Below are 15,167 nucleotides of genomic sequence, written 5' to 3'. Positions count from 1 at the left end.
ACCATCATCGCCTGCTGGCTCCCATCGGGTATATTCCACCGGCAGAGGCTGAAGAAAACTATTACCGACAGCTGACTGAAAAGGTCGCCGTCGAGGTCTAACTTAAACCAACCGGCCTCCACGAAAACCGGGGCGCTTCAAACAGCGCTAGACCAAAAGTGACGAATGTCAGTAATAGCCAAATAATCAGGTGGCCCAGAACGTCAAAGGCACCCAGCTCGGATTTCAGCTGAAGGTTTTGGAATGTTGGCGACGCATTTCCGAAGAAGGTTTGGCGTGACTGGTTTGTCGACGCTTCGGATTGAGGCTGGCTGAGTTCCTGTTGTGACACGTATGCTCCTGCTGAGGTGGTGGTAATGGGTTATCCCTGGGTTAATTAATCCCGCAGGCACATAATCTAAAGCACCAGTCCTATGACGATCGCGGTGGCCTGAGCGGCAAATTTACGCCCGGTGATGCTTTGCTTGTCGATCAATCTTATATCATCCCCTAATAAAATTTAATTTTCATTACGTTTAGGGTGAGAATTAGCGTTTCAAAGTTTTCTAGGCGGGCGTGGGTAGCAGATTTCATATTCGGCCATTACAAAGCAAAGTGCTTAACTTTTTAAGAAGCGAAATGCTTATATTCGTTAAGCGAATCGTTCTATATCCACTTATGAAATTTCTCGAATTCGTGATGCCTACGTGAGTCACCGCGCGGGGCCGGGTGGTGGTAACAACGTGACAACGATGCAATATTTTGCAAGTAAGTTATCCAACGTTATGTTACATTTCGCCCGGCCATTTGATGCCGCAAATAATCTTTCTAATAATGTGAGTAATTTATGCATAAAGTTCGTGCGTTTGTATTTTCAGCTTTCGTAGGAATCGCTGCTTTCGCTTCAGGGTCAGCAATCGCTGCAGACAAAAACGTGACAATCGTCAACGGCACAAAAACGACGATGGTGGCGATTTATGCTTCCACCGTTGGCGCCTCTACTTGGGAAGAAGATATTCTGGGTGAGGACGTGTTGGGTCCTGGCGAGTCCGTGGAAATCAATATGGACGATGGTAGCGGCAAGTGCATGTTCGATGTAAAGGCTGAGTTCAAGGATGGAACCGAGACAATTCGCGCAGATTTGAACGTTTGCAAGGTAGGCGAGTTAACGTTTACAGAGTAAGCGTTGTCTTCGTTGCAGTGCAACGTACCGCCTCCGGGCGGTTTTTTATTGTCCAGATCAAAAGCACCATATGCCTTCCTGTGAGTCGTCGAAACACGGCGCCAAAACTTTGATTTGTGTTGGTTCAAAACTAAGACGGGCTTTATTCGTCGATATGGCCTATGCTGGTGGGTTGGCGAGGGCAAATGTGCATTCGCCGCATGATCATGAGGTATTGAAATGGATACGAAAGACAAAGCACCCGAGAAAGCGAAGCCAGTCGCCGCGAAACCTGCTCTGAAACAGGCTCGTTGGCCCGGGCAGGGGACTGGTGGTGGTATTAAGAGTGCGAAGTCAGGGCACGATCGAAAGACCGCGGGCCGGGGTGCCGCGCGAGGCAGGTGAGCCTTCAGGCGGGTAGTTGCTTCTCTGGTGTCTTTATCGAGGTTTGCCTGCTTGGTGGCGCTGCGTTTTTGACCGGCAGAAATGAGCCCATATCGACCACGCCAACGTAATTCGCCGTGTCGCTAGCATCTTTTTTGGTTTTCATAGGGTTATCCATTGGGTTATTCACAGCTTGTGTGGATAAGTTCCTTGTTTGAAGGGCGTATCGGGGCCTGTGCCTTGCGCGACGTAAAATGGCTGTATGACTTTGCAACCAGCAATTTCTCTACCTTGGCGAGTGCGTGAGCTTACGGCTGCCGATGTGCCCGGCGTGCAGCAAGTGCAAGCTGTGTGTTACGGCGACGAGTTTATTGAAAGTCGTGAAGTCTTTGCGCGTCGCCTGTCTGTTGCACATCAGTGCTCGATCGGTTTGGTGCGCGATGGTGATGTCGGGCTGCATGCCTATGCAGTCGCTTACTGGTCTGTCTTAGAAAAGGTCACGCCGCTGAACGGCGACTTTACCGAGCCGGAGCACATTGAACAATTGCTTTATTTGCACGATGTGTCTGTACTGCCGTTGCTATCCGGGCAGGGCGTCGCACGCTATCTGATCGAGACTCTTCTGGCGCAAGCAAGTGCTCGTGGCATTGCGCAAGCGGCGCTTGTTTCGGTGCAGGGCTCGCAAGGCTATTGGGAGCGCTTGGGTTTTCAGCCCTACGCGTTGCACGACCCAAGGCAGCAAGCTAACTTGGCTACTTACGGCCCGGACGCGATTTACATGCTGCGAACGGCACCAAGACAAACTTGCTGAAGCCGCGCCCGAACACGTGGGACGCGGCCTAAGTCACCTAGCTTTGTGGGGAAACGCCGTTGCCCAGAACGCCCGACACCATTTCTGCGAAGCCTTCCGCATTGCCGTAAAAGCGTTCGTGGGGCAATCGTTCGAAACCCTGATCAACTTGCGCAACGAATGTCGGATAGCCGCGCGCGCCGACGTCGTGCATCAGTCTGTGCGTGCTTTCCAGATGTTTGGCCAGCGCGCCCTTATTCGTCTCTTCAAACGCCGCGGTAAACCGTGCCGTGTCCAGACCAATGGATTCGGCTACCCGGGCGATTGTCGGTATTTCTACGATGCGCATGCCGTCGCGGTAGTGGGCTCGCTGTAGTGCTTTTAGCATCGGCAGACTGCTACCTGGCTTGATGGCATTGGCCGCCAATACACCGCGAATCGGCAGGGCTGAGTCGTATATCGTTTCTGGATCGTTCAGCAGACCATTCAGATAGGCTTGACCAAATACTTGACCGGTCATTTCTCCAATACGGGCATCAGCGATCCGGATGTGGTCACGCGTGGCGACGGGTAGGTGAGTCCTGGCGAACAGCCCGCCTGCGTGTAGCTCGATTTCAAATTGGCCGGCTGCGCGACTGGCTGCCGCTTCCACCAACGCTTCTGCGGCGTAGCACCACCCGCAAAGGGGGTCATAAATGTAATGAAGTACTTTTTTCATTGTTAGTCTCTGTGGTTTAGTAACCCACCGTGAAACGGCTGCGTGAATGCGCTGGCTGTTCCAGTTCATCCATCATTGCAACGGCGTAGTCTGCAAGGGAAATATGGCTCTTGCCGCTCTCATCGGTTAGTAACTGGTCTTTGCCGAGGCGGAACTTGCCGGTGCGCTCACCAGGCTCGATGTGAGCCGATGGCGCCAATACAGTCCAGTCTAGCTCGTCCTCAGCGCGTAGCAGGTTCAGCGCCTGGCGCGCCCCCTCTGCGGTCCCTTTCCATTGGACTGGAAATTCTGGTGTGTCGATAAGCTGGACACCTGGCGCAACTTCCAGACCGCCCGCGCCACCGACGACCAATAGTCGGGGAACACCCGCTGCCTTGGCCGCTGAAATGATGGAATGCATACCCTTGACGTAATAGCCGAGCACATCAGTTTGCGCATGGCCGCTGAATGCGCTGATAACGGCATCGTGGCCCTTAAGTTTATCGGTCAAGCTGTCTTGCATCATGACATCAACCTGCGATGCAGTCACTTTGTCGGAGGCGGGGACTTTACTCGGGGTCGACACGAGCGCGGTAATTTCGTGGCCGCGTGTGACTGCTTCCTGTAGCAACGCCGAGCCGACAAAGCCGGTAGCACCAATAATTGCAATTTTCATCATGTTTCTCCGTCTTAATAATCAGGGATGGCGGCGATTCAGCCTGCCGATGTGAAGCATCATCACATAATCCATTGAATAGAAATACGGATCAATTCATAATTTACTTTTATAGCTTTCTTAAAAATCAGGTGATTTATGGCGCTCCCGGGAAAAATTGATCTGAATGACCTGTTAGTGTTCGAGGCTGTAGCGCAGACGGGTGGATTCACCGCCGCTGCCGCGCGCCTTGGCGTTGCGACGGCTAAAGTCAGCGTTGAAATCGGGCGGCTTGAATCCAAATTAGGCGTTGCACTCTTTAGCCGTACTACCCGAAAGGTGGCCTTGACCGACGCTGGGCAGACACTGTACGAAGAATGCCGGCCATTACTGCATGAGCTGATAGAAGCCATTGAGCGCGCCGGATCCGGAAAAGAGGATCTTTCGGGCACGCTTCGAATCAGCAGCACAGTCGATCATACGGCGTTGATACTGGCCCCTGCCTTAGCGCCATTTGCACATCGCCATCCTCATCTCACCATCGACCTGCGCACGAGCGACCGCGTTACCGATTTGATCGAGGAGGGGATAGACGTCGCTATTCGTCTTGGCTGGCTTGCGGACTCCTCGTTTCGCGCAGTGAAACTTGGTGAGTTTGAGCAGTATGTTGTTGCGTCGCCAGCCTACCTGCAGCGTGTCAAGCCCCCGAATACGCCGGAGGATCTGTTGTGTTTCGATTGGGTGGCACTGACGTTGCTTCCAACGCCTTTTACGTGGAAGTTCTATGGCAACACGGGTGAAGCGAAAACCATCCACATCAAGTCGCGCTTCCGAGTCGACTCGCCTGGCGCACTGCGTTCGCTACTCCAGCAGCATGTTGGTGTTTCGGTACTGGACCAGTTCAATGCGCAGGAGGGCATTGGCTCGAATCGGTTGGTTCGTCTGCTTCCGGAATGGTCTTTGCCGTCTGGAGGCATTTATGCGGTGTATCCCCCGGGGCGACAGGTATCGGCAAAAGTCCGCAGCTTTATCGACTTTTATCGGCAATACCTGGAAGAGCTAAAGCCCGCGCCAAAGTCTATTTAGCCAGATACGCAATGTAGAAAGCGGGCTAGAAATCGTCATTAAGCTGAATTAGATTTTATGCAAAATAATTTGTATTGCAAACTAGTTGGGCATAGAATTATCAGATGACGTCCTCTTCCTCTTCCTCTTCGCGCAAACGCTTTGGTTTCCAATTTGTCGAACTCGCAAGACGCTGGCGGCGCGCGCTCGACTCCAGGCTGGCACAGGCCGGTCTGACCGATGCGACCTGGGCGCCGCTGATGCACCTGCACGAATCCGGCGATGGCATTCAGCAGAAAGAGCTTGCTGTCCGGGTTGGCCTCGACGGTTCGAGCCTGGTTCGGCTGCTCGATATCCTCTGCACCCAGGGGCTGATCGAAAGACGAGAAGACCCCCATGACCGTCGTGCCAAGCGCATTTTCCTCACGCCTGACGGTCGTCGGGCAATCCGCGATATCCAGCGGGTGCTGACGAAAATCGAGCTGGAAATGTTGGCCGACGTCAGTGACGCTGATATTGCAATACTCAGCGATGCCTTCGCAAAAATCAGTGTGCGTGTTCAGAGCGTTCTGGACGCGCAACAGGAGCCAAGGTGAGCGGGCTGACCAACGCCATGGCCCGGTGGGGCTTTGACCTATCGCGGCTGGGCTTTTATTTGCGTACTGCGGTGGCTTGCTGCCTGGCTGTGTTCATTGCCTGGATGCTGGGCCTGGAGCATCCTCAATGGTCAGGCATGACGGTTTGGGTGGCTTCACAATCGACGCGCGGGCATCTGATCGAGAAGGGCCTGTTTCGCGTTGCCGGCACGATAATCGGCGCTCTGGTCGGTATGGCGCTGGTGGCTCTGGCTAATGGTCAGGTATTGATCCTGGTCGCTGGTTTGGCTATGTGGAGCGCAGTGTGCGTCGGCATTGGTAATGTGCAGCGCGGCTTCGTGTCTTATGGAACGATACTCGCGGGTTATTCCGCTGCCATGGTGGCGTTGCTGGGCTCCCCACATCCGGAAAGCATCATTGCACTGGGCGCGGATCGAATGCTGACAGTACTGACAGGCGTAGCGGTTGCCTTGCTTGCCGGTTGGTTCTTTGCTCGCCGTTCTTCCGAGGACCTGTTGGCCGATAGCCTGCGCCAACTCTCCGGGCGATTGCTTCGACACGTTGCGTCTCGCTTGCGCGGTAGTTCAGGCTCAAGTACCACCGATGAACATACATTGCTTGCAGAGGTCGCGATGGTCGAAGAGTCGCTCGACATGCAAGGTGCGGGCTCGTGGCGCTCGAAGCGCTCGATACATGCCTTTCGCGCGCTTCTCTCCAGCCATGTATCGGTACTGCTCTGGCTTAAAGCGACGCAGGAATTAAAGGCAAACGACGACTTGGCATTGCGCCTGGAGCAGGCGGCGCAAACGCTGGAAACCGGTGGCGCTTTCAGGGTAGTCCGAGACGCTCTCAGTCCACCTGACGATTCTCCTGAACAGCTCTTGATGCAAATTCGTCCGTTGATTGAAAGGCTTGCAGCCCTATTGCCAGACGGGCGTCAGGTTCAGGACGATAGCCCGACGACCTCAAGACGAGCGCATCTGGTCGTATTGCATCGGGACTGGGTAGGCGCCCGCCACGCGTTGCTACGCGCCGGCGGGGCTATGTTGCTCATTGGTGTTTTCTGGTGGTGGACTGGCTGGAATGAGGCGGCCTACATGTTGCTCGGCACGTCGGTCATGATCACGCTGTTTTCCACGTTCGACAATCCGGCCAGGACCATGCACGCGGTTATCGCGGGTCAGGTCATGGGTGTTGCTGGTGCTCTGGCCTGTCGCTGGTTGGCGTGGCCACTCGCCTCCAGCGAGGCGCAACTTCTCATCATGATGGTGCCGTTCATCTTGCTGGGTGCATTTGTTATCTCACATCGTCGAACGATGGCAAGCGGCTTTGACTACAACATGGTGATGCTTTTGCTGTTGCAACCCGCTTATCCGCTCGCTGACAACCTGCGACTATCGTTGGCGACCGCTGTCGCTGTGCTGTGCGCGCCGCTGTTTGCGTTTGTAGCGTACCGGCTTGTTTATCCGACAGATGCCCGGCGTCGGATGCAAACGCTGATGCACATGATGGTGCAGGAACTACAGAACCTGGCGGGGGCATCGAATGCATCTAAGCGTCGCAACATCTGGCGGGCACGTTTGTATCATCGTTTAATGCGCCTGGTGGCATGGGGGACCAGGAACGGCTACCCCAATGTGCCTGCAATTGAGGGGGGCGTTGCGGTGCTGACCCTTGGTAATGCCATCTTTCTCGCGCGTGAAATGCTTGAGCGACCGTCGTCAACACAGCGTCTTAGGCGCCGTCTGCGCGCATTGCTCAAGCGGATATCTCGCCTTAGCCATAACCCTGAGCGCGTTGTGCCTGCGTTGAGACGCACGGCTGCAGTCTTGTTACCTCAGGCGCCAAATGAGGCTATTCTGTTTGAACGAGCGAGTCAGCAACTGGCAGACAATTTGCCATTTTTTCAGCAAAAGTGATCAAAGATGAAATCGTCCTACTATCAGATGAACCCAACGGGGTCGACCATTAATGAAGGCTCGGGCGAAGCTGGATTCAGCCGGCGTCAATTCATCAAGTATTCGTTTGGTTTTGCCGCTGGGTTCTGTTTTGGGGCTGTCCCCAAGGCCTTCGCAGCAAGTGGCGGCAATACTTCGCTTCAACGCTACCCTATCGACGCTGGCAAGGTTAAGAAAACGACCGATCAAATGCTGGCCTTCGACGTCAAGGCGGCGCCTGTTTCATCGTTGAAGTCGAGTGTCGGCCTGCACCCAACCGAGTTAAGCCAGGTGCAGGACTACGATATGTTCGGGTATGGCCAATACCAGATGGGCAATGGCCTTCCCGTGGTGTCGCGCTACGATTTACTGAGCCGTGCTGCTGGCTACACGGCACCCAAAAAACGCGCCAAGCTGGCCAGTTTTTTTGCCATAACTGACGTACACATCACAGATAAAGAAGCACCTAACCAACTTATTTACATTCAGCAGGCTGACTCTGTACACGGCAGTCGGATGACATCGATTTATTCGCCGGTAATTTCGTACACCACGCAAATGCTCGATGCCACCATCCAGACCGTCAATGCCTTGCACGATCAAAGCCCCTTCGATTTCGGCATTTCGTTGGGTGACGTTTGCGACAGTGCGCGCTACAACGAAGTACGTATGTATATTGACGTGATCGATGGAAAGTCGATTACGCCTAGCTCGGGAGCGCACCTGGGGGCCGATACGGTCGACTATCAGAAGCCTTTTCAGGCAGCCGGCTTGAATCCATCGATTCCGTGGTACCAGGTATTAGGTAACCATGATCACTTTTTCATTGGCTCGGTGCCCGTCGATGCTGACCCGAGCCTTGGCATTCGCGAAAGCTATGTTAGCGATCAGGTTTGGGCGGTTGGCGATGTACTGATACCCAACGCAGCAAAGTCCAAGCCAATGGCGTTGCCGCCCGTCATTTATGACATCCAGGCCAGTATCGCGGGTACTTCACCGGTAACACTGAACGACCCTGTTACGGGCATTGCAGGCAACACCTTTTACATGGGTGTGGTTGATGGCTCCAGCCCCTACGGGGCTATCAAGTATGCGGGCAAGAAGGAAGATTTTGCTTCGCCCCCTAAGGTCGCCGCAGATCCCAACCGGCGCGCTTTGCTTCGAAGCGAGTGGATTGACGAATTCTTCAATACCACCACGCAACCCAAAGGTCACGGGTTTGGTCTAGTGCCCGAAGCCTTACGTAGCAGCCAGGACGGTTTTGCCTGTTATAGCTTTGTGCCCCGGCCTGAAATTCCGTTGAAGGTTATTGTGTTGGATAACACACAGTTGGAAACTGACGGATCACGCGATATTCATGGCCATGGTTTTCTTGATGAGGTTCGTTGGCGGTGGTTGCAGGATGAACTCGATGCGGGCCAAGTTAATAATCAGTTGATGGTTATTGCGGCACATATTCCTATTGCTGTCGCTGCCAGCGGTAGTTTGATGGAATGGTGGAATCCCAAAGGGCAAAACACGCCGCAACAGAATGACCCCAACGCCGTTATCGACAATGCGGTGACCTTACCCGAGCTCATCAAAAAACTACAAGATACGCCTAATCTGGTGATGTGGATGGCCGGGCATCGTCACCTGAACACGGTCAAGGCTTTGCCCGCGTATGGCGATGCGGGACAATTGGTGCCAGAGAAAAGTTTTTGGCAGGTCGAAACCTCATCTCTGCAGCATTTTCCGCAGCAATTTCGTACCTTCGATATCTATTTCAACTCAGACGGCACGGTCTCTATCAGTGCGATTAATGTCGACCCGGAAGTCGCTGATGGAACCCCGGCGGCAACGTCACGCAAGTATGCCATTGCCGAGCACCAGATTTGTCAGACACCGTTGCGTAGCAACGCGCCGAATTTGCAATATTTCCCCGGAACCACGCTCAAGGTCGACAGCGTAGACCCTACGCGTGCGCAGGATGGCAGCCTTGATCCGAGCATTCAATACGGTGATGTGGAAGGGGTGCCTTACTGCGCGTCGTACAACGCCGAACTGTTCAAGCAGCTCACCCCCAAAATGATTGAGGTCATGAACAGGCTCGTTTGATTAACCGGCGTCGTCCGTATCGAAAAATTGCACGCCGCGAGTGGGCGCTTTTTTTGCGCGGTACATTGCGGTGTCAGCAGCGTTCAGCAGTACTTCTGCCGATATTTTTGTGCGTTCGAACAGGTGTATGCCAATACTGGCTGATATCGAGCAGGTAACTGGCAGGTGGGTTTCGTCGTTAAAAATGTGCTCGTAAGGCTCCGCCAGTATTTCATGCAGCGTGTTGCCGATTTGGCTGGCTTGTTCTTTCGCACACGTCGCATCTTCGCTTAGGCCCTGAAGCAACACGACGAATTCGTCGCCGCCCAATCGGGCGACCAGGTCGCTTGCACGCACCACTTCGCGCAGGCGTTGTGCCACCGCTATCAAGACTTGATCGCCGGCATGATGTCCGTATTCGTCATTCAAGGCCTTGAACTTGTTAAGGTCGATGAACATTAGCGCCAAGTGGCTGCCAACCTGTTGATGCAGGTCAAGTACTTGCGTTAGCCGGTCTATGAATTGACGGCGATTGGGCAGGCGCGTCAGTTCATCATGGTAGGCCAACTGACGTACTTGTTCTTCCGCTAGTTTACGTTCATGAATATCGGTCAGGAAAACGAGGGTTGCGTCTTGATCTTGCCATTGCAAGCCCACGCCGCTGATGCTGAACCAACGCACCCCGGCGTGAGCCGTGCGTAGCCGAACATCGTAAGTCTGAACATGTGTTGTTCCCGGCGCCTGGGCCTGACGATACATCTTTTGCAAGGGTTGGTCATCGTGGTCAACCAGGTCCGCCAGCATGCTGTCCAGCAACTGCTTTACGGAAACACCCAATAGGGCTGCCATGCGCTCATTGGCAAAACGGCAACGCTCGTCAATCAAGATGCAGATGCCTTCCTGGGCAGACTCGATGAGTTGTTTATACCGGTTTTCGCTGGCCACCAAGGCGTGCTGAATACGTTCTTGAACCATCATGACTGCACCCACCGTTACCAGTAGCAGGCTTAGCATATTGCCCAGAAAGATCAAGTTGAAGGCGTGGTTCGGGTCCATAAAGGTCTCGGGCCCGGTATTGTTGATGGCAAGCGATACCCTTAGTCCAAGGCCAGCCAATGCCACCGTAAACCCCAGAATCATGACGTACTGGCCGCGTCCAGCAGTGTGTTGGTGTCGTCGTGCCAGCAACCAGATTGCCACAGCAATTTGCACCGCAAGCAGCAGGCCGCCGTATAGCAAACGGGCCCGCATGTCGTCGATGAACACACTGAACAATACAAATGTGAGCGGTACCGGTAGCCAGATCAGCCACCGCAAGGGCTTGCTTTTTTGGAAGTGATAAATACCTTCGGCCATCAGGGCCAGACTGATCGCGAAGGCGCAATTGCCCAACACAATTGACCACATGTCGTCGATTTGACCGCGCAGCATGCTCAGGGCGTAGCCCAGGGCCTGGATGCCAATGGCCCCTGCCCACAGGTATAGTTCTTTGAATTGACGATTAGCGGTATAGGAAAGCGTCAAACCCACGACGACGCTTAGGGCAATGTTCAGGATGAGGAGCGTGGGTAGATGCATGGCCGTAACAGGCGCTTACAAATAATCCAGTTTACACCGGCATCGTTAGAACACCAACGATAGTTTAGTGGGTTCCAGACGGTGTTTATGCATTAAGTCTTTTGCGTTTTCATGGACAATAACCTGAAATACAATGCAACGTCGGCGCCTTGTTGCGTAGCCAACCCTTACGTACAGCATGTCAAAAATACTCAAAGCGTCACACCACTTCGAACTCGTCCTTGACGAGGCCCAGGCCGATCCGATCCTGGAAAAAGACAAGGCAAAAGCTCTTATTGCCGACTTGCGTATCAAGTTGCTGAAAGCGCAATACGCACACCTGAAAAAGGCGACACAGTCGGTTTTGGTGGTGATTACCGGCATTGATGGTGTAGGCAAGGGCGGCTGTATCAATATGCTCAACGAATGGATGGACCCACGTCATGTGACAACGCTCGCCTATGGCGAACCGGCGGCTCATGCGGCGCAAATGCCGTACCTTTGGCGGTATTGGCAGCACTTGCCGCCTAAGGGCACAACCGGTGTGGTGTTTGGCTCTTGGTATCAGCGCCTCTTCGAGGTTCTTGCTGAAAAGAGCATCGACGAAACCAGGGCGCTGGGTATTGCGCGCGAGATTCGCGAGTTCGAATCCATGCTGACGCACAACGGTGTGCAAATCGTCAAGTTATGGTTTCACATGTCAAAAGAGGCTCAGCAAAAGCGCGTCGATACCTTGCTGTCCGACCCCGATACCGCCTGGCAAGTGACGCCCATCGATCTCGAAGTGCGCAAGAAATTTGATCGCGCGCGCAAGGTGGGGGCGCTGGCGATGACCCTGACACAAGAGGCGCATGCGCCCTGGGTAGTTGTGCCTTCAGCCGACGAAAACACGCGCTACATCTACGCGGGGCAGGCTGTGCTGGCGGCGCTGCGCCGACGCGAGCGTGTGCCTGACCAGGTGTTGCCTGAACCCGACGCCGAAGCATTATTGTCCATTGCCGACCTGTCGCCCACCAAAGGCAACGGCGCGTCACGCGTTGTTTCCCTTGATCAAGTCGACTATTCGGCGAGCATGAAAAAGTCCGAATACGAGCCTCTGCTGGTTCAGCTGCAGGCGCGCTTGGCGAGGCTGGTGCGCGACCCGCGTTTCAAGCATGTACCGCTTATTTTGGCTTTTGAAGGGCAAGACGCGGCTGGCAAAGGGGGCGCCATTCGTCGTATCACCCATGCGCTCGATGCGCGGCAGTATCGCGCTATTCCTATCGCTGCGCCCTCCGACGAAGAATTGGCACGCCCTTATTTGTGGCGTTTCTGGCGTCGTATCCCCGAGCGCGGTCGAATCGCGATCTTCGACCGGTCGTGGTACGGACGCGTACTGGTCGAGCGCGTTGAAGGGTTCGCCGCCGAACCTCAGTGGCGCAGGGCGTATGAGGAAATCAACCAGTTTGAAAATCAGTTGGTCGAGCAAGGCGCCGTATTACTCAAGTTCTGGCTGGCCATTACCAAAGAAGAGCAGCTCGAACGCTTCAACGACCGCAAGCGGTCTGCATTTAAAAGCTTCAAAATTACACCCGAAGACTGGCGCAATCGTGAGCGCTGGGACGACTATGTGACGGCTGCGAACGATATGTTTCGCGAGACTGGTACGGTGGCTTGTCCATGGCATGTCATTTCGGCCAACGATAAGCAGCATGCGCGCATTACCGTGTTGCGCACTGTAGTCGAAGCGCTTGAAAAGGCGTTGGAGAAATACAATGGGACTGGCAAGCATACGCATTGATCTGAAGGTATGGCGCAGCTTTTTGGGGCTGCTGCTGGCTGTCGTATTGTGGGGGCTGTCTGGCCCGTCACTGGCCGATATCGCGCCACCCCGCACCGATCAGCCAACTGTCGTGCGCGTGTATCTTTATCTCGATGATATCAACGACATCAAGCTAACCACCGGCACCTACAATGTGACGGCGCAATTAATATTGAAGTGGCGCGACCCCCGCTTGGCTTTTGCCTCGTCAGATCAGGGTGCCCAGGGGCCGAAGGTTTGGATGGGTACGCGCGCCGAACGTTACCTCGAAACGATCTGGCACCCCACATTGGATATCAGCGGCGAAAAGGGGCTAAGCGCAAATACCATCCATTCGTTGTCGGTCTACCCCGATGGGTTGGTGTCGTTACGCCAGAAGTTCACGACATCGCCGCGGTTTGCTGGCGAGCTTGAGTATTTTCCTTTTGGCCGTCTGAATCTCGACCTGACGATCTCCAGTGTCATCATGGACGAAACCCAGCTTGCTTTTGAGCTCGGCGAGCTCAGCCCGCGCGAGGATCTGGCCAGGGTCGATGCCGTTTTACATGGCAACTGGGACCCGTTAAAGGTGCAGTGGAGTACCGGCTCTGTCGCGCTGCCCGACAAGCCAAGCCGTAAGCTGCCGCAAATTAACGTGCGAATCCAGGTTGAGCACGATTTTGTCGATGGTGTTCATAAAATATTGCTGCCGTTGTTGATTATTGGCCTGGCCTCGTGCGGGTTGCTCTGGATGAACTTCTTGGTTCAGCCGGCCTTCTCGTCGCCGCGTATTGCCGGTACTGTTACGCTTATTCTGACGACTATCGCCCTCAAGTTTGCGCTCAACAACGAGCTGCCCGTGCTGCACTATCTGACGCTTTCCGACGTGATGTTCAATACGACCATCATCATGCTCAGTTTTGCGATGCTGGCATCGTGTGCCGTGGCCGCCCTCTTTACCGATGGTCATCATGGCTATGCCCAAAGAATCAATCGGTGGTTGCGCCTGGCGTACCCGGTGCTTTATGTGGTTGTTTTGCTGGTGTCGTGCCTGGTGCTGTTATAGCGGCTTGGCCTTACTGTTTTGCAAGGTTTTGGTTAAACGTGTCGTCTTCGCTGAATTTACCCCGGGCAACGTTCTGGGCAGGGTTTGCTTTTGCATTGTTGGGGGCGGTGTTCTTTTCGGCCAAGGGCATTGTTGTCAAGTTAACCTATCGGTATCCCGGCGTTGATGCCATCACTATCATCAGCTTGCGCATGCTGTTGGCCGCGCCGTTTTTTTTGGTGGTGGCTTGGTTTCAGGCCCGTAAAGCAAAGCTGGGGCTTATCCCACGTTTAACGCGCAAAGATAGCGTTCGGCTTGTTTTATTGGGCTTTATTGGCTACTACTTGTCCAGTTTTCTGGCTTTTTTGGGCCTGCAAACCATTTCTGCCGGTCTCGAGCGTGTGGTGTTGTTTTTATCGCCCACGTTTGTGCTGCTTATTACTGCGTTTTATTTCAAGCGCGCCATAGCGCCGCGTCAATGGTTGGCGCTTGCGCTGTCTTACGGCGGGGTCGTGTGTGTTTTTCTTAACGACTTGTCGTTCAGTGGCGATGCCGTGGTTTTAGGTGCGGGCTTCGTGCTAGCGTCGGCGCTGTGCTATTCCATTTACCTGATCGGCTCGGGCGAAATCATGGCTCGGGTGGGGGCGACGCGCCTGGTGGCATACGCCATGCTGGTATCTACCGTATTTACGTTGGTTCAGTTTTTTTGGGTGTATTCATGGGAAGGGCTGGCATTACCGTGGCCTGTATACCAGTTGTCCTTCATTCATGCCACCTTGAATACAGTGGTGCCTACCTTCATGATCATGTGGGCAGTGGCTCGTATTGGCGCGCCGCTTACCGCCCAGTTGGGCTTGATCGGGCCGGTGTCAGTATTGTTTTTGGCTGCCTGGATACTGGGCGAGGCCATTACGCCATTGCAACTGGTGGGTACGGCGTTTGTATTGACAGGTGTTTTGGTGTTGGGCAAGCGCCCTAAAGCGCGCTAGGCGCTTGCGTTATATCGGGTGCGGCCGGCCGGGTTTAGACCAGCCGCGGTGGTAGTTGACGCTTACGCCAGCCACGACAAGGGGCTGTGTTTTATGGCCACGCCCACGATGTAGGCAAAGATCACGACGGCAATAATGGCCGCGATGGCTCGACTGCCGGGCGTTTTGCCGCGCTTGATGGCAACGGTGCCTACGACAATATAAAGCAACAAGGCGATCAGTTTGGCGATGATCCAGTCTTGAAAAAAACCGATTTGCACGGCCATGGCTACCCCGCAAACCAGAAGTACGGTATCGATGATGTGCGGGGCAATTCGCACCAATTTTTTTCGTAATGTGGCTGACTCAACAATCGACCAGTACGCACGAATGATGAAGAACAGCAGGCTAAGTGCGGCGGCTGTGGTGTGCAGATGTTTGAGTGCGAGGTACGACATAGAATGCATGGGTAACTG

14 protein-coding genes are annotated in these 15,167 nt (G+C 54.2%); 9 read left to right on the top strand and 5 right to left on the bottom strand.

The genetic code is table 11. The annotated features are described in order from the left end of the window. The first annotated feature begins 826 nt into the window (after positions 1–826). The gene (locus CHR62_RS09865; protein WP_093970510.1) at positions 827–1,162 is read left to right on the top strand and encodes a hypothetical protein; all 336 of its coding nucleotides are present in this window, start codon (positions 827–829) and stop codon (positions 1,160–1,162) included. Positions 1,163–1,550: 388 nt separating this feature from the next. Here the strand turns inward: CHR62_RS09865 and CHR62_RS15645 are convergent, their stop codons facing one another. Then, positions 1,551–1,691, bottom strand: a complete 141-nt coding sequence (locus tag CHR62_RS15645) for a hypothetical protein (RefSeq protein WP_158609112.1) — start codon at positions 1,689–1,691, stop codon at positions 1,551–1,553. A gap of 96 nt (positions 1,692–1,787) precedes the next feature. On the opposite strand from CHR62_RS15645, the gene CHR62_RS09860 reads away from it, so the two are divergent. Beyond that, positions 1,788–2,336, top strand: coding sequence for a GNAT family N-acetyltransferase (locus CHR62_RS09860; protein WP_123660813.1), 549 nt, complete (start codon positions 1,788–1,790; stop codon positions 2,334–2,336). Between the two features lie 37 nt (positions 2,337–2,373). Here the strand turns inward: CHR62_RS09860 and CHR62_RS09855 are convergent, their stop codons facing one another. After that, entirely contained in the window at positions 2,374–3,033 is a 660-nt protein-coding gene (locus CHR62_RS09855; protein WP_158214025.1) for a DsbA family protein, read from the bottom strand. A gap of 16 nt (positions 3,034–3,049) precedes the next feature. Continuing rightward, positions 3,050–3,688, bottom strand: coding sequence for an NAD(P)-dependent oxidoreductase (locus CHR62_RS09850; protein ID WP_093970507.1), 639 nt, complete (start codon positions 3,686–3,688; stop codon positions 3,050–3,052). Positions 3,689–3,826: 138 nt separating this feature from the next. Between CHR62_RS09850 and CHR62_RS09845 the strand changes: the two genes are divergently transcribed. The 4 genes from CHR62_RS09845 to CHR62_RS09830 all read left to right on the top strand — a co-directional run bounded on the left by CHR62_RS09845 (position 3,827) and on the right by CHR62_RS09830 (position 9,362). Next, complete coding sequence (locus CHR62_RS09845; protein ID WP_123660812.1) at positions 3,827–4,753, top strand: LysR family transcriptional regulator; 927 nt, start codon at positions 3,827–3,829, stop codon at positions 4,751–4,753. Between the two features lie 104 nt (positions 4,754–4,857). After that, the gene (locus tag CHR62_RS09840; protein ID WP_093970505.1) at positions 4,858–5,328 is read left to right on the top strand and encodes a MarR family winged helix-turn-helix transcriptional regulator; all 471 of its coding nucleotides are present in this window, start codon (positions 4,858–4,860) and stop codon (positions 5,326–5,328) included. Then, complete coding sequence (locus CHR62_RS09835) at positions 5,325–7,247, top strand: FUSC family protein (protein WP_123660811.1); 1,923 nt, start codon at positions 5,325–5,327, stop codon at positions 7,245–7,247. The genes CHR62_RS09840 and CHR62_RS09835 overlap by 4 nt, the downstream gene beginning before the upstream one ends. A gap of 6 nt (positions 7,248–7,253) precedes the next feature. Further along, positions 7,254–9,362 carry a TIGR03768 family metallophosphoesterase gene (locus CHR62_RS09830; protein ID WP_199722922.1) on the top strand — a complete coding sequence of 703 codons (2,109 nt, stop codon included), beginning with the start codon at positions 7,254–7,256 and terminating at the stop codon, positions 9,360–9,362. Here the strand turns inward: CHR62_RS09830 and CHR62_RS09825 are convergent, their stop codons facing one another. After that, on the bottom strand, positions 9,363–10,919 hold the full coding sequence (locus CHR62_RS09825; protein ID WP_123660810.1) for a diguanylate cyclase domain-containing protein: 1,557 nt from the start codon (positions 10,917–10,919) through the stop codon (positions 9,363–9,365). It lies immediately after the preceding gene. A gap of 178 nt (positions 10,920–11,097) precedes the next feature. Between CHR62_RS09825 and pap the strand changes: the two genes are divergently transcribed. The 3 genes from pap to CHR62_RS09810 are packed head-to-tail and all read left to right on the top strand — an operon-like array spanning position 11,098 to position 14,712. Continuing rightward, positions 11,098–12,678 (top strand): polyphosphate:AMP phosphotransferase, encoded by a 1,581-nt coding sequence (gene pap, locus CHR62_RS09820; protein ID WP_123660809.1) that lies wholly within the window; start codon positions 11,098–11,100, stop codon positions 12,676–12,678. Continuing rightward, positions 12,653–13,744 carry a hypothetical protein gene (locus CHR62_RS09815; protein ID WP_123660808.1) on the top strand — a complete coding sequence of 364 codons (1,092 nt, stop codon included), beginning with the start codon at positions 12,653–12,655 and terminating at the stop codon, positions 13,742–13,744. The genes pap and CHR62_RS09815 overlap by 26 nt, the downstream gene beginning before the upstream one ends. A 38-nt stretch (positions 13,745–13,782) precedes the next feature. Further along, a complete protein-coding gene (locus CHR62_RS09810) occupies positions 13,783–14,712 on the top strand; it encodes a DMT family transporter (RefSeq protein ID WP_123660807.1) in 930 nt (309 codons plus the stop codon). 62 nt (positions 14,713–14,774) lie between these two features. Here the strand turns inward: CHR62_RS09810 and CHR62_RS09805 are convergent, their stop codons facing one another. After that, on the bottom strand, positions 14,775–15,149 hold the full coding sequence (locus CHR62_RS09805) for a SirB2 family protein (RefSeq protein ID WP_123660806.1): 375 nt from the start codon (positions 15,147–15,149) through the stop codon (positions 14,775–14,777). Positions 15,150–15,167 lie beyond the last annotated feature (18 nt).

It is taken from the genome of Pusillimonas sp. NJUB218 (assembly GCF_003788685.1).
Lineage (GTDB): Bacteria > Pseudomonadota > Gammaproteobacteria > Burkholderiales > Burkholderiaceae_B > Neopusillimonas.
Note: the sequence above shows the minus strand (reverse complement) of the source record. Positions and strands in the feature narration are given on the sequence as shown.

Bases quoted from the DNA above. Each gene is read 5' to 3' on its own strand.
- CHR62_RS09865 (WP_093970510.1), top strand. From the start codon at position 827: ATGCATAAAGTTCGTGCGTTTGTATTTTCAGCTTTCGTAGGAATCGCT.
- CHR62_RS15645 (WP_158609112.1), bottom strand. From the start codon at position 1,691: ATGAAAACCAAAAAAGATGCTAGCGACACGGCGAATTACGTTGGCGTG.
- CHR62_RS09860 (WP_123660813.1), top strand. From the start codon at position 1,788: ATGACTTTGCAACCAGCAATTTCTCTACCTTGGCGAGTGCGTGAGCTT.
- CHR62_RS09855 (WP_158214025.1), bottom strand. From the start codon at position 3,033: ATGAAAAAAGTACTTCATTACATTTATGACCCCCTTTGCGGGTGGTGC.
- CHR62_RS09850 (WP_093970507.1), bottom strand. From the start codon at position 3,688: ATGAAAATTGCAATTATTGGTGCTACCGGCTTTGTCGGCTCGGCGTTG.
- CHR62_RS09845 (WP_123660812.1), top strand. From the start codon at position 3,827: ATGGCGCTCCCGGGAAAAATTGATCTGAATGACCTGTTAGTGTTCGAG.
- CHR62_RS09840 (WP_093970505.1), top strand. From the start codon at position 4,858: ATGACGTCCTCTTCCTCTTCCTCTTCGCGCAAACGCTTTGGTTTCCAA.
- CHR62_RS09830 (WP_199722922.1), top strand. From the start codon at position 7,254: ATGAAATCGTCCTACTATCAGATGAACCCAACGGGGTCGACCATTAAT.
- CHR62_RS09825 (WP_123660810.1), bottom strand. From the start codon at position 10,919: ATGCATCTACCCACGCTCCTCATCCTGAACATTGCCCTAAGCGTCGTC.
- pap (WP_123660809.1), top strand. From the start codon at position 11,098: ATGTCAAAAATACTCAAAGCGTCACACCACTTCGAACTCGTCCTTGAC.
- CHR62_RS09815 (WP_123660808.1), top strand. From the start codon at position 12,653: ATGGGACTGGCAAGCATACGCATTGATCTGAAGGTATGGCGCAGCTTT.
- CHR62_RS09805 (WP_123660806.1), bottom strand. From the start codon at position 15,149: ATGTCGTACCTCGCACTCAAACATCTGCACACCACAGCCGCCGCACTT.